General features: G+C 33.5%; 35 protein-coding genes and 2 pseudogenes. 32 read left to right on the forward strand and 5 right to left on the reverse strand.

Annotation, left to right across the window (positions count from 1 at the left end):
• Nucleotides 1–398: 398 nt before the first annotated feature.
• Both BR87_RS13590 and BR87_RS13595 read left to right on the forward strand, forming a co-directional pair.
• Nucleotides 399–770, forward strand: a complete 372-nt coding sequence (locus BR87_RS13590) for a RepB family plasmid replication initiator protein (RefSeq protein WP_280512286.1) — start codon at nucleotides 399–401, stop codon at nucleotides 768–770.
• On the forward strand, nucleotides 745–1053 hold the full coding sequence (locus tag BR87_RS13595; RefSeq protein WP_156959152.1) for a replication initiation protein: 309 nt from the start codon (nucleotides 745–747) through the stop codon (nucleotides 1051–1053). The genes BR87_RS13590 and BR87_RS13595 overlap by 26 nt, the downstream gene beginning before the upstream one ends.
• Nucleotides 1054–1373: 320 nt before the next feature.
• Here the strand turns inward: BR87_RS13595 and BR87_RS12365 are convergent, their stop codons facing one another.
• Nucleotides 1374–1553, reverse strand: coding sequence for a hypothetical protein (locus tag BR87_RS12365; protein WP_035033555.1), 180 nt, complete (start codon nucleotides 1551–1553; stop codon nucleotides 1374–1376).
• Nucleotides 1554–1819: 266 nt separating this feature from the next.
• Here BR87_RS12365 and BR87_RS12370 point away from each other — a divergent pair, with 266 nt between their 5' ends.
• The 6 genes and pseudogenes from BR87_RS12370 (at nucleotide 1820) to BR87_RS13635 (ending at nucleotide 6245) form a co-directional block, all read left to right on the forward strand.
• Nucleotides 1820–2017 carry a helix-turn-helix transcriptional regulator gene (locus tag BR87_RS12370; RefSeq protein WP_035033557.1) on the forward strand — a complete coding sequence of 66 codons (198 nt, stop codon included), beginning with the start codon at nucleotides 1820–1822 and terminating at the stop codon, nucleotides 2015–2017.
• A 134-nt stretch (nucleotides 2018–2151) separates the two neighbouring features.
• Entirely contained in the window at nucleotides 2152–2439 is a 288-nt protein-coding gene (locus BR87_RS12375) for a hypothetical protein (RefSeq protein WP_244877088.1), read from the forward strand.
• A gap of 266 nt (nucleotides 2440–2705) precedes the next feature.
• A pseudogene (locus BR87_RS12935) lies at nucleotides 2706–2858 on the forward strand (helix-turn-helix transcriptional regulator); the annotation flags it as partial.
• A gap of 568 nt (nucleotides 2859–3426) precedes the next feature.
• Nucleotides 3427–4701: a MobV family relaxase gene (mobV, locus tag BR87_RS12380; RefSeq protein ID WP_035033560.1), complete on the forward strand. Its 1275-nt coding sequence runs from the start codon at nucleotides 3427–3429 to the stop codon at nucleotides 4699–4701.
• A 683-nt stretch (nucleotides 4702–5384) separates the two neighbouring features.
• Nucleotides 5385–5840 (forward strand): RepB family plasmid replication initiator protein, encoded by a 456-nt coding sequence (locus tag BR87_RS13630; RefSeq protein ID WP_051929935.1) that lies wholly within the window; start codon nucleotides 5385–5387, stop codon nucleotides 5838–5840.
• 15 nt (nucleotides 5841–5855) lie between these two features.
• The gene (locus BR87_RS13635; protein ID WP_051929936.1) at nucleotides 5856–6245 is read left to right on the forward strand and encodes a replication initiation protein; all 390 of its coding nucleotides are present in this window, start codon (nucleotides 5856–5858) and stop codon (nucleotides 6243–6245) included.
• Nucleotides 6246–6459: 214 nt separating this feature from the next.
• On the opposite strand, the gene BR87_RS12390 is transcribed toward BR87_RS13635, so the two are convergent.
• Nucleotides 6460–6639 carry a hypothetical protein gene (locus tag BR87_RS12390; protein WP_035033555.1) on the reverse strand — a complete coding sequence of 60 codons (180 nt, stop codon included), beginning with the start codon at nucleotides 6637–6639 and terminating at the stop codon, nucleotides 6460–6462.
• Nucleotides 6640–6905: 266 nt separating this feature from the next.
• On the opposite strand from BR87_RS12390, the gene BR87_RS12395 reads away from it, so the two are divergent.
• The 8 genes from BR87_RS12395 (at nucleotide 6906) to BR87_RS12420 (ending at nucleotide 11337) form a co-directional block, all read left to right on the forward strand.
• Nucleotides 6906–7103 (forward strand): helix-turn-helix transcriptional regulator, encoded by a 198-nt coding sequence (locus BR87_RS12395; RefSeq protein ID WP_035033557.1) that lies wholly within the window; start codon nucleotides 6906–6908, stop codon nucleotides 7101–7103.
• 653 nt (nucleotides 7104–7756) lie between these two features.
• Nucleotides 7757–7987 (forward strand): helix-turn-helix domain-containing protein, encoded by a 231-nt coding sequence (locus tag BR87_RS12400; RefSeq protein ID WP_035033561.1) that lies wholly within the window; start codon nucleotides 7757–7759, stop codon nucleotides 7985–7987.
• Nucleotides 7988–8514: 527 nt separating this feature from the next.
• The gene (locus tag BR87_RS13425; RefSeq protein WP_244877089.1) at nucleotides 8515–8637 is read left to right on the forward strand and encodes a plasmid recombination protein; all 123 of its coding nucleotides are present in this window, start codon (nucleotides 8515–8517) and stop codon (nucleotides 8635–8637) included.
• 3 nt (nucleotides 8638–8640) lie between these two features.
• Complete coding sequence (locus BR87_RS13430) at nucleotides 8641–8964, forward strand: plasmid recombination protein (RefSeq protein WP_425304611.1); 324 nt, start codon at nucleotides 8641–8643, stop codon at nucleotides 8962–8964.
• Entirely contained in the window at nucleotides 8958–9137 is a 180-nt protein-coding gene (locus BR87_RS13435; RefSeq protein WP_051929937.1) for a hypothetical protein, read from the forward strand. The genes BR87_RS13430 and BR87_RS13435 overlap by 7 nt, the downstream gene beginning before the upstream one ends.
• Nucleotides 9130–9792 carry a hypothetical protein gene (locus tag BR87_RS12760; protein WP_051929938.1) on the forward strand — a complete coding sequence of 221 codons (663 nt, stop codon included), beginning with the start codon at nucleotides 9130–9132 and terminating at the stop codon, nucleotides 9790–9792. The genes BR87_RS13435 and BR87_RS12760 overlap by 8 nt, the downstream gene beginning before the upstream one ends.
• A 682-nt stretch (nucleotides 9793–10474) precedes the next feature.
• The gene (locus tag BR87_RS13440; protein WP_244877091.1) at nucleotides 10475–10576 is read left to right on the forward strand and encodes a replication initiation protein; all 102 of its coding nucleotides are present in this window, start codon (nucleotides 10475–10477) and stop codon (nucleotides 10574–10576) included.
• Nucleotides 10577–10746: 170 nt separating this feature from the next.
• On the forward strand, nucleotides 10747–11337 hold the full coding sequence (locus BR87_RS12420; protein WP_425304610.1) for a replication initiation protein: 591 nt from the start codon (nucleotides 10747–10749) through the stop codon (nucleotides 11335–11337).
• Nucleotides 11338–11551: 214 nt separating this feature from the next.
• Here BR87_RS12420 and BR87_RS12425 read toward each other — a convergent pair whose 3' ends face one another.
• Nucleotides 11552–11731 carry a hypothetical protein gene (locus BR87_RS12425; protein WP_035033555.1) on the reverse strand — a complete coding sequence of 60 codons (180 nt, stop codon included), beginning with the start codon at nucleotides 11729–11731 and terminating at the stop codon, nucleotides 11552–11554.
• 266 nt (nucleotides 11732–11997) lie between these two features.
• On the opposite strand from BR87_RS12425, the gene BR87_RS12430 reads away from it, so the two are divergent.
• The 6 genes and pseudogenes from BR87_RS12430 (at nucleotide 11998) to BR87_RS12455 (ending at nucleotide 16425) form a co-directional block, all read left to right on the forward strand.
• Nucleotides 11998–12195, forward strand: coding sequence for a helix-turn-helix transcriptional regulator (locus BR87_RS12430; RefSeq protein WP_035033557.1), 198 nt, complete (start codon nucleotides 11998–12000; stop codon nucleotides 12193–12195).
• A gap of 6 nt (nucleotides 12196–12201) precedes the next feature.
• Complete coding sequence (locus BR87_RS12435; protein ID WP_035033562.1) at nucleotides 12202–12618, forward strand: membrane protein; 417 nt, start codon at nucleotides 12202–12204, stop codon at nucleotides 12616–12618.
• Nucleotides 12619–12851: 233 nt separating this feature from the next.
• Nucleotides 12852–12962: a helix-turn-helix domain-containing protein gene (locus tag BR87_RS13445; protein WP_084683651.1), complete on the forward strand. Its 111-nt coding sequence runs from the start codon at nucleotides 12852–12854 to the stop codon at nucleotides 12960–12962.
• Between the two features lie 644 nt (nucleotides 12963–13606).
• Nucleotides 13607–14053, forward strand: a pseudogene (locus BR87_RS13640) (plasmid recombination protein).
• Nucleotides 14054–14217: 164 nt separating this feature from the next.
• Entirely contained in the window at nucleotides 14218–14880 is a 663-nt protein-coding gene (locus BR87_RS12960; protein ID WP_051929938.1) for a hypothetical protein, read from the forward strand.
• A 684-nt stretch (nucleotides 14881–15564) separates the two neighbouring features.
• The gene (locus tag BR87_RS12455; protein ID WP_084683652.1) at nucleotides 15565–16425 is read left to right on the forward strand and encodes a replication initiation protein; all 861 of its coding nucleotides are present in this window, start codon (nucleotides 15565–15567) and stop codon (nucleotides 16423–16425) included.
• Between the two features lie 214 nt (nucleotides 16426–16639).
• Here the strand turns inward: BR87_RS12455 and BR87_RS12460 are convergent, their stop codons facing one another.
• Nucleotides 16640–16819 (reverse strand): hypothetical protein, encoded by a 180-nt coding sequence (locus BR87_RS12460; protein WP_035033555.1) that lies wholly within the window; start codon nucleotides 16817–16819, stop codon nucleotides 16640–16642.
• Between the two features lie 266 nt (nucleotides 16820–17085).
• Here BR87_RS12460 and BR87_RS12465 point away from each other — a divergent pair, with 266 nt between their 5' ends.
• From BR87_RS12465 to BR87_RS12485, 5 genes are all read left to right on the forward strand, one after another.
• Entirely contained in the window at nucleotides 17086–17283 is a 198-nt protein-coding gene (locus BR87_RS12465; protein WP_035033557.1) for a helix-turn-helix transcriptional regulator, read from the forward strand.
• Between the two features lie 6 nt (nucleotides 17284–17289).
• Nucleotides 17290–17706 (forward strand): membrane protein, encoded by a 417-nt coding sequence (locus BR87_RS12470; RefSeq protein WP_035033562.1) that lies wholly within the window; start codon nucleotides 17290–17292, stop codon nucleotides 17704–17706.
• A gap of 232 nt (nucleotides 17707–17938) precedes the next feature.
• Entirely contained in the window at nucleotides 17939–18343 is a 405-nt protein-coding gene (locus BR87_RS12475) for a helix-turn-helix domain-containing protein (RefSeq protein ID WP_051929940.1), read from the forward strand.
• Nucleotides 18344–18695: 352 nt separating this feature from the next.
• Nucleotides 18696–19970 (forward strand): MobV family relaxase, encoded by a 1275-nt coding sequence (mobV, locus tag BR87_RS12480; RefSeq protein WP_035033563.1) that lies wholly within the window; start codon nucleotides 18696–18698, stop codon nucleotides 19968–19970.
• A gap of 684 nt (nucleotides 19971–20654) precedes the next feature.
• A complete protein-coding gene (locus BR87_RS12485; protein ID WP_084683652.1) occupies nucleotides 20655–21515 on the forward strand; it encodes a replication initiation protein in 861 nt (286 codons plus the stop codon).
• 214 nt (nucleotides 21516–21729) lie between these two features.
• Here BR87_RS12485 and BR87_RS12490 read toward each other — a convergent pair whose 3' ends face one another.
• Nucleotides 21730–21909: a hypothetical protein gene (locus BR87_RS12490; protein ID WP_035033555.1), complete on the reverse strand. Its 180-nt coding sequence runs from the start codon at nucleotides 21907–21909 to the stop codon at nucleotides 21730–21732.
• 266 nt (nucleotides 21910–22175) lie between these two features.
• Here BR87_RS12490 and BR87_RS12495 point away from each other — a divergent pair, with 266 nt between their 5' ends.
• From BR87_RS12495 to BR87_RS12510, 5 genes are all read left to right on the forward strand, one after another.
• The gene (locus tag BR87_RS12495; RefSeq protein ID WP_035033557.1) at nucleotides 22176–22373 is read left to right on the forward strand and encodes a helix-turn-helix transcriptional regulator; all 198 of its coding nucleotides are present in this window, start codon (nucleotides 22176–22178) and stop codon (nucleotides 22371–22373) included.
• 6 nt (nucleotides 22374–22379) lie between these two features.
• Nucleotides 22380–22796, forward strand: coding sequence for a membrane protein (locus BR87_RS12500; RefSeq protein WP_035033562.1), 417 nt, complete (start codon nucleotides 22380–22382; stop codon nucleotides 22794–22796).
• 232 nt (nucleotides 22797–23028) lie between these two features.
• Nucleotides 23029–23142 (forward strand): helix-turn-helix domain-containing protein, encoded by a 114-nt coding sequence (locus BR87_RS12965; RefSeq protein WP_084683653.1) that lies wholly within the window; start codon nucleotides 23029–23031, stop codon nucleotides 23140–23142.
• A gap of 647 nt (nucleotides 23143–23789) precedes the next feature.
• Nucleotides 23790–25064, forward strand: coding sequence for a MobV family relaxase (gene mobV / locus BR87_RS12505; protein WP_035033565.1), 1275 nt, complete (start codon nucleotides 23790–23792; stop codon nucleotides 25062–25064).
• Nucleotides 25065–25746: 682 nt separating this feature from the next.
• The gene (locus BR87_RS12510) at nucleotides 25747–26358 is read left to right on the forward strand and encodes a replication initiation protein (RefSeq protein ID WP_035033572.1); all 612 of its coding nucleotides are present in this window, start codon (nucleotides 25747–25749) and stop codon (nucleotides 26356–26358) included.
• Nucleotides 26359–26382 lie beyond the last annotated feature (24 nt).

The following is a 26382-nucleotide window of genomic DNA, read 5'->3' on the forward strand; positions in this document are numbered from 1 at the left end:
AACAACCGGATTTTTAGGACGCAAAGACATCTTTTTTTTTGCACTTGTTTATATAATGTTTAAATAAATGTTTAATAATATGTTTAGGAGATCGTCCAGCCTTACTCTCCCATGGGTTACAAGGCCGTTATAAAAACAAAATGTCGGCTTATAAAAACAAAATGTCGGCTTATAAAAACAAAATGTCGGCTTATAAAAACAAAATGTCGGCTTATAAAAACAAGTATGTTGTTTTTATAAGCCGACATTGGTATTATAAAAACAATTTCCTTAGGAGCGTTTTTAAATGTCGAATGAAGTTGTTAAATATCATAATGATCTGAATACTGGTTCCTAATGCGGAATTGGACGAGTGAGGAAATGAAGCTTTTTCTTTGCTATCATTGCTAAATTACGTGATGTTAGCACACGAGAAATACAGTTTGACAAGCAGGGGCTTACTGAACTATCCAACTATTCTCTTACTCATAACAAACGGTTTGAGGAAACAATGGAAAATTTGGTTAAAAAAATTAGCCAAATTCATATATATTGAGCGTACTTCCAATTCCTTGGAGTTGATGAATCTGTTTAGTCGGTTTCGTGTGGACTGGAGTAACGATTTAAGTGATATGACTGCTACAGTGAAAGTGACAGAAGAGTTTGAGTATGTGGTAAACCGTTTGAATGTTGAGTTTACCTCTTATGAACTTGAAGAATTTACCTTGATCCGTTCTACATACGCCAAAAACCGTCTATCGTTTATTGAAACAATGGCGGACAATTGGTAAGAGAGAGTTTTCCCTCGATGAACTTAAACGTTTGTTAGATACACCTGACTATTACCTTCCTAGTCACATTGACAAAAACATATTAAAACCTGTAATGCGTGAGTTGCCACAGTTTTTCCCTGGTTTAAAAATAAAAAAAGTGAAAGACAATACTCGTGGAAATCCCGTCAAAAGTTACATTTTTACATGGAAATCCGAAAAATCCGAAAAATGGATTGACGGAAAATACGACAAGAAATCTATGAGTTCAGGCAAAGTTGTTCGTAAGGAAAAAATTACCTGAGTGGGCAAAAGAAGACTATATCCAACCTAAGGAAACCATGCTCTCCAAAGAAAAACAGGACGAATTGAACGAGCGGTTAGCCCGCATACGGTCTAATTAAAGAGTAAAAACGACACCTGATTACACTCATTATGCCATCGAAATCATGTATTGAGGGGCGATATATAAAAAAGAAAACCCTAATGGGGATAGGATTCGGGATACACGATTTTATGCAATTTCGTGTATTGAATAATCTGTTGTTAAATATGAAGTGCAGAAGGTTTTATTTTAATGTATTTGTGGTTTTATGGATGAATAAAAATTTATCTCAAGAATAATTACCTAGCTTTTTTAAAAAACTGTTCTAACTCTGCAAACACGCCGTTCTTGGAAATAAAAGAACTAAAAATTACAACAAATGAAAGAATTATAACTGGAGGAATAGTAGTCTCCCAAATCATATAAAGAGTTACTACAAGATAAATAAGTGTAAAGGCTATTCTTTTAACCCATTTCATCTTAACAGCTCCTTTCTGTGTATACTGAGTATAAATTTTTAAGCTACGTTTGTATATAATTTAAGCAATACTGTAATTATAACGTGTATTTAAACAACTCTTATTTGAAAAGGTTACGGATACACTATTTTATCTAATTTCATGTATTAGTTTATATTTTCAGGTAATAAATTAATATTATGAATATTGTAACATATATATTGAATAATGTTATTTATATGTTACAATATTTTTATAAGAGATGGTAAAGGAGGTCAATTGCAATCGTGGATAATAGAATAAAAATTGCACGTGTCCAAGTTAGTTTAACGCAGCAACAATTAGCTGAAAAAGTGGATGTCACTCGTCAAACCATTAGTTTAATTGAAAAAGGCAAATATAATCCCTCTCTAAAACTATGTCTTAATATATGCCACGCCGTTAATAAAACACTAGACGAACTATTCTGGAAGGAAAGGGACTGATACAAAATAAAAAAATTAAAGATGAACGTTTAATTTTAAAAAATCTTAAGAATATCAGGAGTGCATATATTATTCAAACATTGGGTATCTTTTGTATCTTAGGCTATGACTGGATTACTAGAGGATCAGAAGCAATGTTTGAAAGCCCGTTATGGTTTTGTTTTATCGTTTCAACTACTGCATTAACATTATTCTCTATGGATATTAGTGTAGCTCATGAATCTCCTAAGAAATCTCCAAAAAGAAGTCTCGGTATCTCTATCGTTATTATTGCACTTATTTCTATTGCAGTTGGAATTTTTGTGCCGTTTTCTAGTAAATCTGATTCAATAAACGGATTAATTGTAGGAGGAGTATTATTTATTGTTGTTTTTATACCATATATTTATCTTTATTACCTACGTACCAAACAGCAAGATTAAAGTATAATAACAAAAAAAGAACCTTGGTTTAACAAGGTTCTACATACATGACTTTATGTCATTTCATGTATTATTCTAAAAAATATTATTGAAATTTTAAAAATATAACGTTTGTAAACGTAGCTTTTAAAACCAATGACACCGATTCTATCGTCTTTTGATAAGGATGATAGAATCCCTCGCTTGTACAAAAGGAGTAAAAATGATTAACTTCGTTTAAAGGAGATAGTTAATGGAAATCAGTCATGAAATAAAAAAAAAGAAGAACAGAATTGAATATTACTCAGGAAGAACTTGCTGAACGATTAAATGTGACAAGGGCCGCTGTCTCAAATTGGGAAGTAGGAAGAAATTACCCTGACATTCAACTTTTGTTAAAAATTTCTGATGAGCTAAATATTTCTTGGATCAATTATTGAGAGGGGATAAAACAATGGTTCATCTATAGACAAAAAAATTAAAAAAGGTAATTTTATAGATAAGTATTATATTGTTTTCCTAACAATAGTTAGTATGACACTAGTGGGTTATTTTTCATTTGACAATTGGGTTTCAACTATTATCTTTGGAGTGATTAGTGGAGGAATCTTTGGATTAATTATTGATTCCATTGGGAAAAGCAAAACTATTAAATAATTGTCGATTTTAATTCTACCCAAAATAGACAGTTCACAGACATTGATTTGATTAATTTTCTACTGTTGATTGTGAGTGTCGATTAATTGGTTTAAGAAAAGTCCCCTGCCAAAAAAGGCAAAGGGGACTTTTTGTTTTTGCACGAAAAAAAAAAGACGGGAATGCCGTCGTTTTTCGTACCTGTTCTCTCCGTCCCTTTTTTCGCCTTTAGGCTGAAAAGGTTCGTCGTGAACAGAGGGTTTTAGCCTCGCAGAGCCTGACCAAAATTTTTTTGGTATAACAGGCTATACCAGCTGTTTACTGGCTCGTTCTTCATGTTATAGTGGGGGTACTTTATTGAGGAGGGATTTCATGGCTCACGTTCAAAAATTTACAAGAGGAAACCTCAACGGCTTATCCATTCACTTAGACCGTAAAACTGACAATCATTCTAACAAAGAGATTGATCCAGAAAAAACCTATCTGAATTATGACCTCTGTCAAAAAGAAGGCGACACTCTTTCTAGACTGAATGACCGATTAAAAGAGGTTTACTGCATGAAACGAGAAGACGTAAAAGTGGGTTGCAGTTGGATCGTCACTTTACCGTCAACGCTGAAAGAAAAAAATGAACAGGATCAACGGGAATTTTTTGAAAAAACCTATGCCTTTTTAACCGAACGTTACGGCGGAGAAAAAAATGTTTTATCTGCCCAAGTCCATAATGATGAAACCACTCCCCATTTGCATTTTGCTTTTATACCGGTCGTTGGACGACAAAAAAAACAACGTGAAAAAGTCTCCGCTAAAGAAGTGTTAAACCGAAATGATTTACAAAAATTTCATGGAGAATTAGATACGTTTCTGAAAAAAGAATTGCCAGAAATCTATCAAGAGGGCATTTTAAATGGCGAAACGTTTGATTTAGATTCAGTTAAAGACATTAAAAAATACGCCAAGCAAATTCAAGAGAAAAAAGAGGACTTGTCTAAAGAATTAGAACTTTTTAGTGAACCCAAAAAAGTGTTCGAACAAGTAAAAAAAACGTCAAAAAAAAGCTTGTTTGGCGATAAAGTAACGCTCCCTTACAGCGAGTTTGAAAAATTAAAGACGCTCTCTCTTTCTGGAATCAAATTAAAAATTGAGGACGATAAAAAAACAGTCGCAGCAAACAAAGAAATCAACGACTTAAACAAACGCGTTCAGCAAGCGGATCAACGAGCAGAACAATTTGAAGAAAAAGCCACAGACTACGAGAATAAACTTGATACAGTCAGCCTTGAACTAACCGACAGCAATCGTAAAAAAATCGTTTATAAAAGTCTGTTGAAAGATACGGGTAGGGAGTTAGATGTCAGTTCGTTAGAAATAAAAGGACGTTTAGTTATTGATAATGTCGAAAATGGACGCTTGCCAAAAAGTGAAGACAAAACAAAAAAATGGATTTCTGTGCTGGAACAAAACAAAGAAGCAGGAACCATCCCTTTAAATCGCTTAGAATCGATTTTAGACACGCTTAAAGCCCTTTTAGAGAAGTTACTGAATAGAGAGCTTAGCTTCTCCTTAGACAGCCTTAAATCAAGAAATACAGAGCTTAAAGCGAACCAAAAACCGAAACAATCAAACTCAGTGAAGAGAGGACGATAAAATAGCTATCTTTAAAAAGCAATTTAAGGTATGTCTAGTCGATCATATCTCTTAGCCATATAAATACACCATAATTCATTTAAAAGGCCTATAATCGTCTTAAAAGAGGGTTTAAATCGCTTCGAAAAGGTTTTTGGGTATGTAGGGCTTGCCCTGCACGAACGAAGTGAACTTTTTACAACGTTTGTGACTTCATTCAAACAAGAATGGATGTGCTTTTTAGCAAAATAGCTCCTAGGACTTTTTTTTCATTGCAAACGGAGCGGAGCGACTTCTTTTGATCTTTTAAAATGCTTTTTAGCTTGCGGAGCAAGGTTTCATTTTATCTTTTGATTTTTTTTTTAGAATAGAGAGGCTTGCAAAAGCAAGGCCTCCTTTTTTTATCTTTTAATCGAAAATAACAACCGGATTTTTAGGACGCAAAGACATCTTTTTTTTTGCACTTGTTTATATAATGTTTAAATAAATGTTTAATAATATGTTTAGGAGATCGTCCAGCCTTACTCTCCCATGGGTTACAAGGCCGTTATAAAAACAAAATGTCGGCTTATAAAAACAAAATGTCGGCTTATAAAAACAAAATGTCGGCTTATAAAAACAAAATGTCGGCTTATAAAAACAAGTAGTTGTTTTTATAAGCCGACATTGGTATTATAAAAACAATTTCCTTAGGAGGTTTTTAAATGTCGAATGAAGTTGTTAAATATCATAATGATCTGAATACGGTTCCTATGCGGAATTGGACGAGTGAGGAAATGAACTTTTTCTTTGCTATCATTGCTAAATTACGTGATGTTAGCACACGAGAAATACAGTTTGACAAGCAGGGGCTTACTGAACTATCCAACTATTCTCTTACTCATAACAAACGGTTTGAGGAAACAATGGAAAATTTGGTTAAAAAAATTAGCCAAATTCACTATATTGAGCGTACTTCCAATTCCTTGGAGTTGATGAATCTGTTTAGTCGGTTTCGTGTGGACTGGAGTAACGATTTAAGTGATATGACTGCTACAGTGAAAGTGACAGAAGAGTTTGAGTATGTGGTAAACCGTTTGAATGTTGAGTTTACCTCTTATGAACTTGAAGAATTTACCTTGATCCGTTCTACATACGCCAAAACCGTCTATCGTTATTGAAACAATGGCGGACAATTGGTAAGAGAAGAGTTTTCCCTCGATGAACTTAAACGTTTGTTAGATACACCTGACTATTACCTTCCTAGTCACATTGACAAAAACATATTAAAACCTGTAATGCGTGAGTTGCCACAGTTTTTCCCTGGTTTAAAAATAAAAAAAGTGAAAGACAATACTCGTGGAAATCCCGTCAAAAGTTACATTTTTACATGGAAATCCGAAAAATCCGAAAAATGGATTGACGGAAAATACGACAAGAAATCTATGAGTTCAGGCAAAGTTGTTCGTAAGGAAAAATTACCTGAGTGGGCAAAAGAAGACTATATCCAACCTAAGGAAACCATGCTCTCCAAAGAAAAACAGGACGAATTGAACGAGCGGTTAGCCCGCATACGGTCTAATTAAAGAGTAAAAACGACACCTGATTACACTCATTATGCCACGAAATCATGTATTGAGGGGCGATATAAAAAAAGAACCCTATGGGGATAGGATTCGGGATACACGATTTTATGCAATTTCGTGTATTGAATAATCTGTTGTTAAATAGAAGTGCAGAAGGTTTTATTTTAATGTATTTGTGGTTTTATGGATGAATAAAAATTTATCTCAAGAATAATTACCTAGCTTTTTTAAAAAACTGTTCTAACTCTGCAAACACGCCGTTCTTGGAAATAAAAGAACTAAAAATTACAACAAATGAAAGAATTATAACTGGAGGAATAGTAGTCTCCCAAATCATATAAAGAGTTACTACAAGATAAATAAGTGTAAAGGCTATTCTTTTAACCCATTTCATCTTAACAGCTCCTTTCTGTGTATACTGAGTATAAATTTTTAAGCTACGTTTGTATATAATTTAAGCAATACTGTAATTATAACGTGTATTTAAACAACTCTTATTTGAAAAGGTTACGGATACACTATTTTATCTAATTTCATGTATTAGTTTATATTTTCAGGTAATAAATTAATATTATGAATATTGTAACATATATATTGAATAATGTTATTTATATGTTACAATATTTTTATAAGAGATGGTAAAGGAGGTCAATTGCAATCGTGGATAATAGAATAAAAATTGCACGTGTCCAAGTTAGTTTAACGCAGCAACAATTAGCTGAAAAAGTGGATGTCACTCGTCAAACCATTAGTTTAATTGAAAAAGGCAAATATAATCCCTCTCTAAAACTATGTCTTAATATATGCCACGCCGTTAATAAAACACTAGACGAACTATTCTGGAAGGAAAGGGACTGATACAAAATGAAAAAAATTAAAGATGAACGTTTAATTTTAAAAAATCTTAAGAATATCAGGAGTGCATATATTATTCAAACATTGGTATCTTTTGTATCTTAGGCTATGACTGGATTACTAGAGGATCAGAAGCAATGTTTGAAAGCCGTTATGGTTTGTTTTTATCGTTTCAACTACTGCATTAACATTATTCTCTATGGATATTAGTGTAGCTCATGAATCTCCTAAAGAAATCTCCAAAAAGAAGTCTCGGTATCTCTATCGTTATTATTGCACTTATTCTATTGCAGTTGGAATTTTTGTGCCGTTTTCTAGTAAATCTGATTCAATAAACGGATTAATTGTAGGAGGAGTATTATTTATTGTTGTTTTTATACCATATATTTATCTTTATTACCCTACGTACCAAACAGCAAGATTAAAGTATAATAACAAAAAAAGAACCTTGGTTAACAAGGTTCTACATACATGACTTTATGTCATTTCATGTATTATTCTAAAAAATATTTATTGAAATTTTAAAATATAACGTTTGTAAACGTAGCTTTTAAAACAATGACACCGATTCTATCGTCCTTTTGATAAGGATGATAGAATCCCCTCGCTTGTACAAAAGGAGTAAAAATGATTAACTTCGTTTAAAGAGATAGTTAATGGAAATCAGTCATGAAATAAAAAAAAGAAGAACAGAATTGAATATTACTCAGGAAGAACTTGCTGAACGATTAAATGTGACAAGGGCCGCTGTCTCAAATTGGGAAGTAGGAAGAAATTACCCTGACATTCAACTTTTGTTAAAAATTTCTGATGAGCTAAATATTTCTTTGGATCAATTATTGAGAGGGGATAAAACAATGGTTTCATCTATAGACAAAAAAAATTAAAAAAGTAATTTTATAGATAAGTATTATATTGTTTTCCTAACAATAGTTAGTATGACACTAGTGGGTTATTTTTCATTTGACAATTGGGTTTCAACTATTATCTTTGGAGTGATTAGTGGAGGAATCTTTGGATTAATTATTGATTCCATTGGGAAAAGCAAAACTATTAAATAATTGTCGATTTTAATTCTACCCAAAATAGACAGTTCACAGACATTGATTTGATTAATTTTCTACTGTTGATTGTGAGTGTCGATTAATTGGTTTAAGAAAAGTCCCCTGCCAAAAAAGGCAAAGGGGACTTTTTGTTTTTGCACGAAAAAAAAAAGACGGGAATGCCGTCGTTTTTCGTACCTGTTCTCTCCGTCCCTTTTTTTCGCCTTTAGGCTGAAAAGGTTCGTCGTGAACAGAGGGTTTTAGCCTCGCAGAGCCTGACCAAAATTTATTTTGGTATAACAGGCTATACCAGCTGTTTACTGGCTCGTTCTTCATGTTATAGTGGGGGTACTTTATTGAGGAGGGATTTCATGGCTCACGTTCAAAAATTTACAAGAGGAAACCTCAACGGCTTATCCATTCACTTAGACCGTAAAACTGACAATCATTCTAACAAAGAGATTGATCCAGAAAAAAACCTATCTGAATTATGACCTCTGTCAAAAAGAAGGCGACACTCTTCTAGACTGAATGACCGATTAAAAGAGGTTTACTGCATGAAACGAGAAGACGTAAAAGTGGGTTGCAGTTGGATCGTCACTTTACCGTCAACGCTGAAAGAAAAAAATGAACAGGATCAACGGGAATTTTTTGAAAAAACCTATGCCTTTTTAACCGAACGTTACGGCGGAGAAAAAAATGTTTTATCTGCCCAAGTCCATAATGATGAAACCACTCCCCATTTGCATTTTGCTTTTATACCGGTCGTTTGGGACGAAAAAAAAAACAACGTGAAAAAGTCTCCGCTAAAGAAGTGTTAAACCGAAATGATTTACAAAAATTTCATGGAGAATTAGATACGTTTCTGAAAAAAGAATTGCCAGAAATCTATCAAGAGGGCATTTTAAATGGCGAAACGTTTGATTTAGATTCAGTTAAAGACATTAAAAAATACGCCAAGCAAATTCAAGAGAAAAAAAGAGGACTTGTCTAAAGAATTAGAACTTTTTAGTGAACCCAAAAAAGTGTTCGAACAAGTAAAAAAAACGTCAAAAAAAAGCTTGTTTGGCGATAAAGTAACGCTCCCTTACAGCGAGTTTGAAAAATTAAAGACGCTCTCTCTTTCTGGAATCAAATTAAAAATTGAGGACGATAAAAAAACAGTCGCAGCAAACAAAGAAATCAACGACTTAAACAAACGCGTTCAGCAAGCGGATCAACGAGCAGAACAATTTGAAGAAAAAGCCACAGACTACGAGAATAAACTTGATACAGTCAGCCTTGAACTAACCGACAGCAATCGTAAAAAAATCGTTTATAAAAGTCTGTTGAAAGATACGGGTAGGGAGTTAGATGTCAGTTCGTTAGAAATAAAAGGACGTTTAGTTATTGATAATGTCGAAAATGGACGCTTGCCAAAAAGTGAAGACAAAACAAAAAAATGGATTTCTGTGCTGGAACAAAACAAAGAAGCAGGAACCATCCCTTTAAATCGCTTAGAATCGATTTTAGACACGCTTAAAGCCCTTTTAGAGAAGTTACTGAATAGAGAGCTTAGCTTCTCCTTAGACAGCCTTAAATCAAGAAATACAGAGCTTAAAGCGAACCAAAAACCGAAACAATCAAACTCAGTGAAGAGAGGACGATAAAATAGCTATCTTTAAAAAGCAATTTAAGGTATGTCTAGTCGATCATATCTCTTAGCCATATAAATACACCATAATTCATTTAAAAGGCCTATAATCGTCTTAAAAGAGGGTTTAAATCGCTTCGAAAAGGTTTTTGGGTATGTAGGCTTGCCCTGCACGAACGAAGTGAACTTTTTACAACGTTTGTGACTTCATTCAAACAAGAATGGATGTGCTTTTTAGCAAAATAGCTCCTAGGACTTTTTTTTCATTGCAAACGGAGCGGAGCGACTTCTTTTGATCTTTTAAAATGCTTTTTAGCTTGCGGAGCAAGGTTTCATTTTATCTTTTGATCTTTTTTTTTAGAATAGAGAGCTTGCAAAAGCAAGGCCTCCTTTTTTTATCTTTTAATCGAAAATAACAACCGGATTTTTAGGACGCAAAGACATCTTTTTTTTTGCACTTGTTTATATAATGTTTAAATAAATGTTTAATAATATGTTTAGGAGATCGTCCAGCCTTACTCTCCCATGGGTTACAAGGCCGTTATAAAAACAAAATGTCGGCTTATAAAAACAAAATGTCGGCTTATAAAAACAAAATGTCGGCTTATAAAAACAAAATGTCGGCTTATAAAAACAAGTAGTTGTTTTTATAAGCCGACATTGGTATTATAAAAACAATTTCCTTAGGAGGTTTTTAAATGTCGAATGAAGTTGTTAAATATCATAATGATCTGAATACGGTTCCTATGCGGAATTGGACGAGTGAGGAAATGAACTTTTTTCTTTGCTATCATTGCTAAATTACGTGATGTTAGCACACGAGAAATACAGTTTGACAAGCAGGGGCTTACTGAACTATCCAACTATTCTCTTACTCATAACAAACGGTTTGAGGAAACAATGGAAAATTTGGTTAAAAAAATTAGCCAAATTCACTATATTGGAGCGTACTTCCAATTCCTTGGAGTTGATGAATCTGTTTAGTCGGTTTCGTGTGGACTGGAGTAACGATTTAAGTGATATGACTGCTACAGTGAAAGTGACAGAAGAGTTTGAGTATGTGGTAAACCGTTTGAATGTTGAGTTTACCTCTTATGAACTTGAAGAATTTACCTTGATCCGTTCTACATACGCCAAAACCGTCTATCGTTTATTGAAACAATGGCGGACAATTGGTAAGAGAGAGTTTTCCCTCGATGAACTTAAACGTTTGTTAGATACACCTGACTATTACCTTCCTAGTCACATTGACAAAAACATATTAAAACCTGTAATGCGTGAGTTGCCACAGTTTTTCCCTGGTTTAAAAATAAAAAAAGTGAAAGACAATACTCGTGGAAATCCCGTCAAAAGTTACATTTTTACATGGAAATCCGAAAAATCCGAAAAATGGATTGACGGAAAATACGACAAGAAATCTATGAGTTCAGGCAAAGTTGTTCGTAAGGAAAAATTACCTGAGTGGGCAAAAGAAGACTATATCCAACCTAAGGAAACCATGCTCTCCAAAGAAAAACAGGACGAATTGAACGAGCGGTTAGCCCGCATACGGTCTAATTAAAGAGTAAAAACGACACCTGATTACACTCATTATGCCACGAAATCATGTATTGAGGGGCGATATAAAAAAAGAACCCTATGGGGATAGGATTCGGGATACACGATTTTATGCAATTTCGTGTATTGAATAATCTGTTGTTAAATAGAAGTGCAGAAGGTTTTATTTTAATGTATTTGTGGTTTTATGGATGAATAAAAATTTATCTCAAGAATAATTACCTAGCTTTTTTAAAAAACTGTTCTAACTCTGCAAACACGCCGTTCTTGGAAATAAAAGAACTAAAAATTACAACAAATGAAAGAATTATAACTGGAGGAATAGTAGTCTCCCAAATCATATAAAGAGTTACTACAAGATAAATAAGTGTAAAGGCTATTCTTTTAACCCATTTCATCTTAACAGCTCCTTTCTGTGTATACTGAGTATAAATTTTTAAGCTACGTTTGTATATAATTTAAGCAATACTGTAATTATAACGTGTATTTAAACAACTCTTATTTGAAAAGGTTACGGATACACTATTTTATCTAATTTCATGTATTAGTTTATATTTTCAGGTAATAAATTAATATTATGAATATTGTAACATATATATTGAATAATGTTATTTATATGTTACAATATTTTTATAAGAGATGGTAAAGGAGGTCAATTGCAATCGTGGATAATAGAATAAAAATTGCACGTGTCCAAGTTAGTTTAACGCAGCAACAATTAGCTGAAAAAGTGGATGTCACTCGTCAAACCATTAGTTTAATTGAAAAAGGCAAATATAATCCCTCTCTAAAACTATGTCTTAATATATGCCACGCCGTTAATAAAACACTAGACGAACTATTCTGGAAGGAAAGGGACTGATACAAAATGAAAAAAATTAAAGATGAACGTTTAATTTTAAAAAATCTTAAGAATATCAGGAGTGCATATATTATTCAAACATTGGGTATCTTTTGTATCTTAGGCTATGACTGGATTACTAGAGGATCAGAAGCAATGTTTGAAAGCCCGTTATGGTTTGTTTTTATCGTTTCAACTACTGCATTAACATTATTCTCTATGGATATTAGTGTAGCTCATGAATCTCCTAAGAAATCTCCAAAAAGAAGTCTCGGTATCTCTATCGTTATTATTGCACTTATTTCTATTGCAGTTGGAATTTTTGTGCCGTTTTCTAGTAAATCTGATTCAATAAACGGATTAATTGTAGGAGGAGTATTATTTATTGTTGTTTTTATACCATATATTTATCTTTATTACCTACGTACCAAACAGCAAGATTAAAGTATAATAACAAAAAAAGAACCTTGGTTTAACAAGGTTCTACATACATGACTTTATGTCATTTCATGTATTATTCTAAAAAATATTTATTGAAATTTTAAAATATAACGTTTGTAAACGTAGCTTTTAAAACAATGACACCGATTCTATCGTCCTTTTGATAAGGATGATAGAATCCTCTGCCTTGTACAAAAGGAGTAAAAATGATTAACTTCGTTTAAAGGAGATAGTTAATGGAAATCAGTCATGAAATAAAAAAAAGAAGAACAGAATTGAATATTACTCAGGAAGAACTTGCTGAACGATTAAATGTGACAAGGCCGCTGTCTCAAATTGGGAAGTAGGAAGAAATTACCCTGACATTCAACTTTTGTTAAAAATTCTGATGAGCTAAATATTTCTTTGGATCAATTATTGAGAGGGGATAAACAATGGTTTCATCTATAGACAAAAAAATTAAAAAAGGTAATTTTATAGATAAGTATTATATTGTTTTCCTAACAATAGTTAGTATGACACTAGTGGGTTATTTTTCATTTGACAATTGGGTTTCAACTATTATCTTTGGAGTTGATTAGTGGAGGAATCTTTGGATTAATTATTGATTCCATTGGGAAAAGCAAAACTATTAAATAATTGTCGATTTTAATTCTACCCAAAATAGACAGTTCACAGACATTGATTTGATTAATTTCTACTGTTGATTGTGAGTGTCGATTAATTGGTTTAAGAAAAGTCCCCTGCCAAAAAAGGCAAAGGGGACTTTTTGTTTTTGCACGAAAAAAAAAAAGACGGGAATGCCGTCGTTTTTCGTACCTGTTCTCTCCGTCCCTTTTTTCGCCTTTAGGCTGAAAAGGTTCGTCGTGAACAGAGGGTTTTAGCCTCGCAGAGCCTGACCAAAATTTATTTTGGTATAACAGGCTATACCAGCTGTTTACTGGCTCGTTCTTCATGTTATAGTGGGGGTACTTTATTGAGGAGGGATTTCATGGCTCACGTTCAAAAATTTACAAGAGGAAACCTCAACGGCTTATCCATTCACTTAGACCGTAAAACTGACAATCATTCTAACAAAGAGATTGATCCAGAAAAAACCTATCTGAATTATGACCTCTGGTCAAAAAGAAGGCGACACTCTTTCTAGACTGAATGACCGATTAAAAGAGGTTTACTGCATGAAACGAGAAGACGTAAAAGTGGGTTGCAGTTGGATCGTCACTTTACCGTCAACGCTGAAAGAAAAAAATGAACAGGATCAACGGGAATTTTTGAAAAAACCTATGCCTTTTTAACCGAACGTTACGGCGGAGAAAAAAATGTTTTATCTGCCCAAGTCCATAATGATGAAACCACTCCCCATTTGCATTTTGCTTTTATACCGGTCGTTTGGGACGAAAAAAAACAACGTGAAAAGTCTCCGCTAAAGAAGTGTTAAACCGAAATGATTTACAAAAATTTCATGGAGAATTAGATACGTTTCTGAAAAAAAGAATTGCCAGAAATCTATCAAGAGGGCATTTTAAATGGCGAAACGTTTGATTTAGATTCAGTTAAAGACATTAAAAAATACGCCAAGCAAATTCAAGAGAAAAAGAGGACTTGTCTAAAGAATTAGAACTTTTTAGTGAACCCAAAAAAGTGTTCGAACAAGTAAAAAAAACGTCAAAAAAAAGCTTGTTTGGCGATAAAGTAACGCTCCCTTACAGCGAGTTTGAAAAATTAAAGACGCTCTCTCTTTCTGGAATCAAATTAAAAATTGAGGACGATAAAAAAACAGTCGCAGCAAACAAAGAAATCAACGACTTAAACAAACGCGTTCAGCAAGCGGATCAACGAGCAGAACAATTTGAAGAAAAAGCCACAGACTACGAGAATAAACTTGATACAGTCAGCCTTGAACTAACCGACAGCAATCGTAAAAAAATCGTTTATAAAAGTCTGTTGAAAGATACGGGTAGGGAGTTAGATGTCAGTTCGTTAGAAATAAAAGGACGTTTAGTTATTGATAATGTCGAAAATGGACGCTTGCCAAAAAGTGAAGACAAAACAAAAAAATGGATTTCTGTGCTGGAACAAAACAAAGAAGCAGGAACCATCCCTTTAAATCGCTTAGAATCGATTTTAGACACGCTTAAAGCCCTTTTAGAGAAGTTACTGAATAGAGAGCTTAGCTTCTCCTTAGACAGCCTTAAATCAAGAAATACAGAGCTTAAAGCGAACCAAAAACCGAAACAATCAAACTCAGTGAAGAGAGGACGATAAAATAGCTATCTTTAAAAAGCAATTTAAGGTATGTCTAGTCGATCATATCTCTTAGCCATATAAATACACCATAATTCATTTAAAAGGCCTATAATCGTCTTAAAAGAGGGTTTAAATCGCTTCGAAAAGGTTTTTGGGTATGTAGGGCTTGCCCTGCACGAACGAAGTGAACTTTTTACAACGTTTGTGACTTCATTCAAACAAGAATGGATGTGCTTTTTAGCAAAATAGCTCCTAGGACTTTTTTTTCATTGCAAACGGAGCGGAGCGACTTCTTTTGATCTTTTAAAATGCTTTTTAGCTTGCGGAGCAAGGTTTCATTTTATCTTTTGATCTTTTTTTTTAGAATAGAGAGGCTTGCAAAAGCAAGGCCTCCTTTTTTTATCTTTTAATCGAAAATAACAACCGGATTTTTAGGACGCAAAGACATCTTTTTTTTTGCACTTGTTTATATAATGTTTAAATAAATGTTTAATAATATGTTTAGGAGATCGTCCAGCCTTACTCTCCCATGGGTTACAAGGCCGTTATAAAAACAAAATGTCGGCTTATAAAAACAAAATGTCGGCTTATAAAAACAAAATGTCGGCTTATAAAAACAAAATGTCGGCTTATAAAAACAAGTAGTTGTTTTTATAAGCCGACATTGGTATTATAAAAACAATTTCCTTAGGAGGTTTTTAAATGTCGAATGAAGTTGTTAAATATCATAATGATCTGAATACGGTTCCTATGCGGAATTGGACGAGTGAGGAAATGAACTTTTTCTTTGCTATCATTGCTAAATTACGTGATGTTAGCACACGAGAAATACAGTTTGACAAGCAGGGGCTTACTGAACTATCCAACTATTCTCTTACTCATAACAAACGGTTTGAGGAAACAATGGAAAATTTGGTTAAAAAAATTAGCCAAATTCACTATATTGAGCGTACTTCCAATTCCTTGGAGTTGATGAATCTGTTTAGTCGGTTTCGTGTGGACTGGAGTAACGATTTAAGTGATATGACTGCTACAGTGAAAGTGACAGAAGAGTTTGAGTATGTGGTAAACCGTTTGAATGTTGAGTTTACCTCTTATGAACTTGAAGAATTTACCTTGATCCGTTCTACATACGCCAAAACCGTCTATCGTTTATTGAAACAATGGCGGACAATTGGTAAGAGAGAGTTTTCCCTCGATGAACTTAAACGTTTGTTAGATACACCTGACTATTACCTTCCTAGTCACATTGACAAAAACATATTAAAACCTGTAATGCGTGAGTTGCCACAGTTTTTCCCTGGTTTAAAAATAAAAAAAGTGAAAGACAATACTCGTGGAAATCCCGTCAAAAGTTACATTTTTACATGGAAATCCGAAAAATCCGAAAAATGGATTGACGGAAAATACGACAAGAAATCTATGAGTTCAGGCAAAGTTGTTCGTAAGGAAAAATTACCTGAGTGGGCAAAAGAAGACTATATCCAACCTAAGGAAACCATGCTCTCCAAAGAAAAACAGGACGAATTGAACGAGCGGTTAGCCCGCATACGGTCTAATTAAAGAGTAAAAACGACACCTGATTACACTCATTATGCCACGAAATCATGTATTGAGGGGCGATATAAAAAAAGAACCCTATGGGGATAGGATTCGGGATACACGATTTTATGCAATTTCGTGTATTGAATAATCTGTTGTTAAATAGAAGTGCAGAAGGTTTTATTTTAATGTATTTGTGGTTTTATGGATGAATAAAAATTTATCTCAAGAATAATTACCTAGCTTTTTTAAAAAACTGTTCTAACTCTGCAAACACGCCGTTCTTGGAAATAAAAGAACTAAAAATTACAACAAATGAAAGAATTATAACTGGAGGAATAGTAGTCTCCCAAATCATATAAAGAGTTACTACAAGATAAATAAGTGTAAAGGCTATTCTTTTAACCCATTTCATCTTAACAGCTCCTTTCTGTGTATACTGAGTATAAATTTTTAAGCTACGTTTGTATATAATTTAAGCAATACTGTAATTATAACGTGTATTTAAACAACTCTTATTTGAAAAGGTTACGGATACACTATTTTATCTAATTTCATGTATTAGTTTATATTTTCAGGTAATAAATTAATATTATGAATATTGTAACATATATATTGAATAATGTTATTTATATGTTACAATATTTTTATAAGAGATGGTAAAGGAGGTCAATTGCAATCGTGGATAATAGAATAAAAATTGCACGTGTCCAAGTTAGTTTAACGCAGCAACAATTAGCTGAAAAAGTGGATGTCACTCGTCAAACCATTAGTTTAATTGAAAAAGGCAAATATAATCCCTCTCTAAAACTATGTCTTAATATATGCCACGCCGTTAATAAAACACTAGACGAACTATTCTGGAAGGAAAGGGACTGATACAAAATGAAAAAAATTAAAGATGAACGTTTAATTTTAAAAAATCTTAAGAATATCAGGAGTGCATATATTATTCAAACATTGGGTATCTTTTGTATCTTAGGCTATGACTGGATTACTAGAGGATCAGAAGCAATGTTTGAAAGCCCGTTATGGTTTGTTTTTATCGTTTCAACTACTGCATTAACATTATTCTCTATGGATATTAGTGTAGCTCATGAATCTCCTAAGAAATCTCCAAAAAGAAGTCTCGGTATCTCTATCGTTATTATTGCACTTATTTCTATTGCAGTTGGAATTTTTGTGCCGTTTTCTAGTAAATCTGATTCAATAAACGGATTAATTGTAGGAGGAGTATTATTTATTGTTGTTTTTATACCATATATTTATCTTTATTACCTACGTACCAAACAGCAAGATTAAAGTATAATAACAAAAAAAGAACCTTGGTTTAACAAGGTTCTACATACATGACTTTATGTCATTTCATGTATTATTCTAAAAAATATTTATTGAAATTTTAAAATATAACGTTTGTAAACGTAGCTTTTAAAACAATGACACCGATTCTATCGTCCTTTTGATAAGGATGATAGAATCCCTCGCTTGTACAAAAGGAGTAAAAATGATTAACTTCGTTTAAAGGAGATAGTTAATGGAAATCAGTCATGAAATAAAAAAAAGAAGAACAGAATTGAATATTACTCAGGAAGAACTTGCTGAACGATTAAATGTGACAAGGGCCGCTGTCTCAAATTGGGAAGTAGGAAGAAATTACCCTGACATTCAACTTTTGTTAAAAATTTCTGATGAGCTAAATATTTCTTTGGATCAATTATTGAGAGGGGATAAAACAATGGTTTCATCTATAGACAAAAAAATTAAAAAAGGTAATTTTATAGATAAGTATTATATTGTTTTCCTAACAATAGTTAGTATGACACTAGTGGGTTATTTTTCATTTGACAATTGGGTTTCAACTATTATCTTTGGAGTGATTAGTGGAGGAATCTTTGGATTAATTATTGATTCCATTGGGAAAAGCAAAACTATTAAATAATTGTCGATTTTAATTCTACCCAAAATAGACAGTTCACAGACATTGATTTGATTAATTTTCTACTGTTGATTGTGAGTGTCGATTAATTGGTTTAAGAAAAGTCCCCTGCCAAAAAAGGCAAAGGGGACTTTTTGTTTTTGCACGAAAAAAAAAAGACGGGAATGCCGTCGTTTTTCGTACCTGTTCTCTCCGTCCCTTTTTTCGCCTTTAGGCTGAAAAGGTTCGTCGTGAACAGAGGGTTTTAGCCTCGCAGAGCCTGACCAAAATTTATTTTGGTATAACAGGCTATACCAGCTGTTTACTGGCTCGTTCTTCATGTTATAGTGGGGGTACTTTATTGAGGAGGGATTTCATGGCTCACGTTCAAAAATTTACAAGAGGAAACCTCAACGGCTTATCCATTCACTTAGACCGTAAAACTGACAATCATTCTAACAAAGAGATTGATCCAGAAAAAACCTATCTGAATTATGACCTCTGTCAAAAAGAAGGCGACACTCTTTCTAGACTGAATGACCGATTAAAAGAGGTTTACTGCATGAAACGAGAAGACGTAAAAGTGGGTTGCAGTTGGATCGTCACTTTACCGTCAACGCTGAAAGAAAAAAATGAACAGGATCAACGGGAATTTTTTGAAAAAACCTATGCCTTTTTAACCGAACGTTACGGCGGAGAAAAAAATGTTTTATCTGCCCAAGTCCATAATGATGAAACCACTCCCCATTTGCATTTTGCTTTTATACCGGTCGTTTGGGACGAAAAAAAACAACGTGAAAAAGTCTCCGCTAAAGAAGTGTTAAACCGAAATGATTTACAAAAATTTCATGGAGAATTAGATACGTTTCTGAAAAAAGAATTGCCAGAAATCTATCAAGAGGGCATTTTAAATGGCGAAACGTTTGATTTAGATTCAGTTAAAGACATTAAAAAATACGCCAAGCAAATTCAAGAGAAAAAAGAGGACTTGTCTAAAGAATTAGAACTTTTTAGTGAACCCAAAAAAGTGTTCGAACAAGTAAAAAAAACGTCAAAAAAAAGCTTGTTTGGCGATAAAGTAACGCTCCCTTACAGCGAGTTTGAAAAATTAAAGACGCTCTCTCTTTCTGGAATCAAATTAAAAATTGAGGACGATAAAAAAACAGTCGCAGCAAACAAAGAAATCAACGACTTAAACAAACGCGTTCAGCAAGCGGATCAACGAGCAGAACAATTTGAAGAAAAAGCCACAGACTACGAGAATAAACTTGATACAGTCAGCCTTGAACTAACCGACAGCAATCGTAAAAAAATCGTTTATAAAAGTCTGTTGAAAGATACGGGTAGGGAGTTAGATGTCAGTTCGTTAGAAATAAAAGGACGTTTAGTTATTGATAATGTCGAAAATGGACGCTTGCCAAAAAGTGAAGACAAAACAAAAAAATGGATTTCTGTGCTGGAACAAAACAAAGAAGCAGGAACCATCCCTTTAAATCGCTTAGAATCGATTTTAGACACGCTTAAAGCCCTTTTAGAGAAGTTACTGAATAGAGAGCTTAGCTTCTCCTTAGACAGCCTTAAATCAAGAAATACAGAGCTTAAAGCGAACCAAAAACCGAAACAATCAAACTCAGTGAAGAGAGGACGATAAAATAGCTATCTTTAAAAAGCAATTTAAGGTATGTCTAGTCGATCATATCTCTTAGCCATATAAATACACCATAATTCATTTAAAAGGCCTATAATCGTCTTAAAAGAGGGTTTAAATCGCTTCGAAAAGGTTTTTGGGTATGTAGGGCTTGCCCTGCACGAACGAAGTGAACTTTTTACAACGTTTGTGACTTCATTCAAACAAGAATGGATGTGCTTTTTAGCAAAATAGCTCCTAGGACTTTTTTTTCATTGCAAACGGAGCGGAGCGACTTCTTTTGATCTTTTAAAATGCTTTTTAGCTTGCGGAGCAAGGTTTCATTTTATCTTTTGATCTTTTTTTTTAGAATAGAGAGGCTTGCAAAAGCAAGGCCTCCTTTTTTTATCTTTTAATCGAAAATAACAACCGGATTTTTAGGACGCAAAGACATCTTTTTTTTTGCACTTGTTTATATAATGTTTAAATAAATGTTTAATAATATGTTTAGGAGATCGTCCAGCCTTACTCTCCCATGGGTTACAAGGCCGTTATAAAAACAAAATGTCGGCTTATAAAAACAAAATGTCGGCTTATAAAAACAAAATGTCGGCTTATAAAAACAAAATGTCGGCTTATAAAAACAAGTAGTTGTTTTTATAAGCCGACATTGGTATTATAAAAACAATTTCCTTAGGAGGTTTTTAAATGTCGAATGAAGTTGTTAAATATCATAATGATCTGAATACGGTTCCTATGCGGAATTGGACGAGTGAGGAAATGAACTTTTTCTTTGCTATCATTGCTAAATTACGTGATGTTAGCACACGAGAAATACAGTTTGACAAGCAGGGGCTTACTGAACTATCCAACTATTCTCTTACTCATAACAAACGGTTTGAGGAAACAATGGAAAATTTGGTTAAAAAAATTAGCCAAATTCACTATATTGAGCGTACTTCCAATTCCTTGGAGTTGATGAATCTGTTTAGTCGGTTTCGTGTGGACTGGAGTAACGATTTAAGTGATATGACTGCTACAGTGAAAGTGACAGAAGAGTTTGAGTATGTGGTAAACCGTTTGAATGTTGAGTTTACCTCTTATGAACTTGAAGAATTTACCTTGATCCGTTCTACATACGCCAAAACCGTCTATCGTTTATTGAAACAATGGCGGACAATTGGTAAGAGAGAGTTTTCCCTCGATGAACTTAAACGTTTGTTAGATACACCTGACTATTACCTTCCTAGTCACATTGACAAAAACATATTAAAACCTGTAATGCGTGAGTTGCCACAGTTTTTCCCTGGTTTAAAAATAAAAAAAGTGAAAGACAATACTCGTGGAAATCCCGTCAAAAGTTACATTTTTACATGGAAATCCGAAAAATCCGAAAAATGGATTGACGGAAAATACGACAAGAAATCTATGAGTTCAGGCAAAGTTGTTCGTAAGGAAAAATTACCTGAGTGGGCAAAAGAAGACTATATCCAACCTAAGGAAACCATGCTCTCCAAAGAAAAACAGGACGAATTGAACGAGCGGTTAGCCCGCATACGGTCTAATTAAAGAGTAAAAACGACACCTGATTACACTCATTATGCCACGAAATCATGTATTGAGGGGCGATATAAAAAAAGAACCCTATGGGGATAGGATTCGGGATACACGATTTTATGCAATTTCGTGTATTGAATAATCTGTTGTTAAATAGAAGTGCAGAAGGTTTTATTTTAATGTATTTGTGGTTTTATGGATGAATAAAAATTTATCTCAAGAATAATTACCTAGCTTTTTTAAAAAACTGTTCTAACTCTGCAAACACGCCGTTCTTGGAAATAAAAGAACTAAAAATTACAACAAATGAAAGAATTATAACTGGAGGAATAGTAGTCTCCCAAATCATATAAAGAGTTACTACAAGATAAATAAGTGTAAAGGCTATTCTTTTAACCCATTTCATCTTAACAGCTCCTTTCTGTGTATACTGAGTATAAATTTTTAAGCTACGTTTGTATATAATTTAAGCAATACTGTAATTATAACGTGTATTTAAACAACTCTTATTTGAAAAGGTTACGGATACACTATTTTATCTAATTTCATGTATTAGTTTATATTTTCAGGTAATAAATTAATATTATGAATATTGTAACATATATATTGAATAATGTTATTTATATGTTACAATATTTTTATAAGAGATGGTAAAGGAGGTCAATTGCAATCGTGGATAATAGAATAAAAATTGCACGTGTCCAAGTTAGTTTAACGCAGCAACAATTAGCTGAAAAAGTGGATGTCACTCGTCAAACCATTAGTTTAATTGAAAAAGGCAAATATAATCCCTCTCTAAAACTATGTCTTAATATATGCCACGCCGTTAATAAAACACTAGACGAACTATTCTGGAAGGAAAGGGACTGATACAAAATGAAAAAAATTAAAGATGAACGTTTAATTTTAAAAAATCTTAAGAATATCAGGAGTGCATATATTATTCAAACATTGGGTATCTTTTGTATCTTAGGCTATGACTGGATTACTAGAGGATCAGAAGCAATGTTTGAAAGCCCGTTATGGTTTGTTTTTATCGTTTCAACTACTGCATTAACATTATTCTCTATGGATATTAGTGTAGCTCATGAATCTCCTAAGAAATCTCCAAAAAGAAGTCTCGGTATCTCTATCGTTATTATTGCACTTATTTCTATTGCAGTTGGAATTTTTGTGCCGTTTTCTAGTAAATCTGATTCAATAAACGGATTAATTGTAGGAGGAGTATTATTTATTGTTGTTTTTATACCATATATTTATCTTTATTACCTACGTACCAAACAGCAAGATTAAAGTATAATAACAAAAAAAGAACCTTGGTTTAACAAGGTTCTACATACATGACTTTATGTCATTTCATGTATTATTCTAAAAAATATTTATTGAAATTTTAAAATATAACGTTTGTAAACGTAGCTTTTAAAACAATGACACCGATTCTATCGTCCTTTTGATAAGGATGATAGAATCCCTCGCTTGTACAAAAGGAGTAAAAATGATTAACTTCGTTTAAAGGAGATAGTTAATGGAAATCAGTCATGGAAATAAAAAAAGAAGAACAGAATTGAATATTACTCAGGAAGAACTTGCTGAACGATTAAATGTGACAAGGGCCGCTGTCTTCAAATTGGGAAAGTAGGAAGAAATTACCCTGACATTCAACTTTTGTTAAAAATTTCTGATGAAGGCTAAATATTTCTTTGGATCAATTATTGAGAGGGGATAAAACAATGGTTTCATCTATAGACAAAAAATTAAAAAAGGTAATTTTATAGATAAGTATTATATTGTTTTCCTAACAATAGTTAGTATGACACTAGTGGGTTATTTTTCATTTGACAATTGGGTTTCAACTATTATCTTTGGAGTGATTAGTGGAGGAATCTTTGGATTAATTATTGATTCCATTGGGAAAAGCAAAACTATTAAATAATTGTCGATTTTAATTCTACCCAAAATAGACAGTTCACAGACATTGATTTGATTAATTTTCTACTGTTGATTGTGAGTGTCGATTAATTGGTTTAAGAAAAGTCCCCTGCCAAAAAAGGCAAAGGGGACTTTTTGTTTTTGCACGAAAAAAAAAAAGACGGGAATGCCGTCGTTTTTCGTACCTGTTCTCTCCGTCCCTTTTTTCGCCTTTAGGCTGAAAAGGTTCGTCGTGAACAGAGGGTTTTAGCCTCGCAGAGCCTGACCAAAATTTATTTTGGTATAACAGGCTATACCAGCTGTTTACTGGCTCGTTCTTCATGTTATAGTGGGGGTACTTTATTGAGGAGGGATTTCATGGCTCACGTTCAAAAATTTACAAGAGGAAACCTCAACGGCTTATCCATTCACTTAGACCGTAAAACTGACAATCATTCTAACAAAGAGATTGATCCAGAAAAAACCTATCTGAATTATGACCTCTGTCAAAAAGAAGGCGACACTCTTTCTAGACTGAATGACCGATTAAAAGAGGTTTACTGCATGAAACGAGAAGACGTAAAAGTGGGTTGCAGTTGGATCGTCACTTTACCGTCAACGCTGAAAGAAAAAAATGAACAGGATCAACGGGAATTTTTTGAAAAAACCTATGCCTTTTTAACCGAACGTTACGGCGGAGAAAAAAATGTTTTATCTGCCCAAGTCCATAATGATGAAACCACTCCCCATTTGCATTTTGCTTTTATACCGGTCGTTTGGGACGAAAAAAAACAACGTGAAAAAGTCTCCGCTAAAGAAGTGTTAAACCGAAATGATTTACAAAAATTTCATGGAGAATTAGATACGTTTCTGAAAAAAGAATTGCCAGAAATCTATCAAGAGGGCATTTTAAATGGCGAAACGTTTGATTTAGATTCAGTTAAAGACATTAAAAAATACGCCAAGCAAATTCAAGAGAAAAAAGAGGACTTGTCTAAAGAATTAGAACTTTTTAGTGAACCCAAAAAAGTGTTCGAACAAGTAAAAAAAACGTCAAAAAAAAGCTTGTTTGGCGATAAAGTAACGCTCCCTTACAGCGAGTTTGAAAAATTAAAGACGCTCTCTCTTTCTGGAATCAAATTAAAAATTGAGGACGATAAAAAAACAGTCGCAGCAAACAAAGAAATCAACGACTTAAAAAAACGCGTTCAGCAAGCGGATCAACGAGCAGAACAATTTGAAGAAAAAGCCACAGACTACGAGAATAAACTTGATACAGTCAGCCTTGAACTAACCGACAGCAATCGTAAAAAAATCGTTTATAAAAGTCTGTTGAAAGATACGGGTAGGGAGTTAGATGTCAGTTCGTTAGAAATAAAAGGACGTTTAGTTATTGATAATGTCGAAAATGGACGCTTGCCAAAAAGTGAAGACAAAACAAAAAAATGGATTTCTGTGCTGGAACAAAACAAAGAAGCAGGAACCATCCCTTTAAATCGCTTAGAATCGATTTTAGACACGCTTAAAGCCCTTTTAGAGAAGTTACTGAATAGAGAGCTTAGCTTCTCCTTAGACAGCCTTAAATCAAGAAATACAGAGCTTAAAGCGAACCAAAAACCGAAACAATCAAACTCAGTGAAGAGAGGACGATAAAATAGCTATCTTTAAAAAGCAATTTAAGGTATGTCTAGTCGATCATATCTCTTAGCCATATAAATACACCATAATTCATTTAAAAGGCCTATAATCGTCTTAAAAGAGGGTTTAAATCGCTTCGAAAAGGTTTTTGGGTATGTAGGGCTTGCCCTGCACGAACGAAGTGAACTTTTTACAACGTTTGTGACTTCATTCAAACAAGAATGGATGTGCTTTTTAGCAAAAAAGCTCCTAGGACTTTTTTTTCATTGCAAACGGAGCGGAGCGACTTCTTTTGATCTTTTAAAATGCTTTTTAGCTTGCGGAGCAAGGTTTCATTTTATCTTTTGATCTTTTTTTTAGAATAGAGAGGCTTGCAAAAGCAAGGCCTCCTTTTTTTATCTTTTAATGAAAATAACAACCGGATTTTTAGGACGCAAAGACATCTTTTTTTTTGCACTTGTTTATATAATGTTTAAATAAATGTTTAATAATATGTTTAGGAGATCGTCCAGCCTTACTCTCCCATGGGTTACAAGGCCGTTATAAAAACAAAATGTCGGCTTATAAAAACAAAATGTCGGCTTATAAAAACAAAATGTCGGCTTATAAAAACAAAATGTCGGCTTATAAAAACAAGTAGTTGTTTTTATAAGCCGACATTGGTATTATAAAAACAATTTCCTTAGGAGGTTTTTAAATGTCGAATGAAGTTGTTAAATATCATAATGATCTGAATACGGTTCCTATGCGGAATTGGACGAGTGAGGAAATGAACTTTTTCTTTGCTATCATTGCTAAATTACGTGATGTTAGCACACGAGAAATACAGTTTGACAAGCAGGGGCTTACTGAACTATCCAACTATTCTCTTACTCATAACAAACGGTTTGAGGAAACAATGGAAAATTTGGTTAAAAAAATTAGCCAAATTCACTATATTGAGCGTACTTCCAATTCCTTGGAGTTGATGAATCTGTTTAGTCGGTTTCGTGTGGACTGGAGTAACGATTTAAGTGATATGACTGCTACAGTGAAAGTGACAGAAGAGTTTGAGTATGTGGTAAACCGTTTGAATGTTGAGTTTACCTCTTATGAACTTGAAGAATTTACCTTGATCCGTTCTACATACGCCAAAACCGTCTATCGTTTATTGAAACAATGGCGGACAATTGGTAAGAGAGAGTTTTCCCTCGATGAACTTAAACGTTTGTTAGATACACCTGACTATTACCTTCCTAGTCACATTGACAAAAACATATTAAAACCTGTAATGCGTGAGTTGCCACAGTTTTTCCCTGGTTTAAAATAAAAAAAGTGAAAGACAATACTCGTG

This window comes from Carnobacterium mobile DSM 4848 (assembly GCF_000744825.1).
Classification (GTDB): domain Bacteria; phylum Bacillota; class Bacilli; order Lactobacillales; family Carnobacteriaceae; genus Carnobacterium_A; species Carnobacterium_A mobile.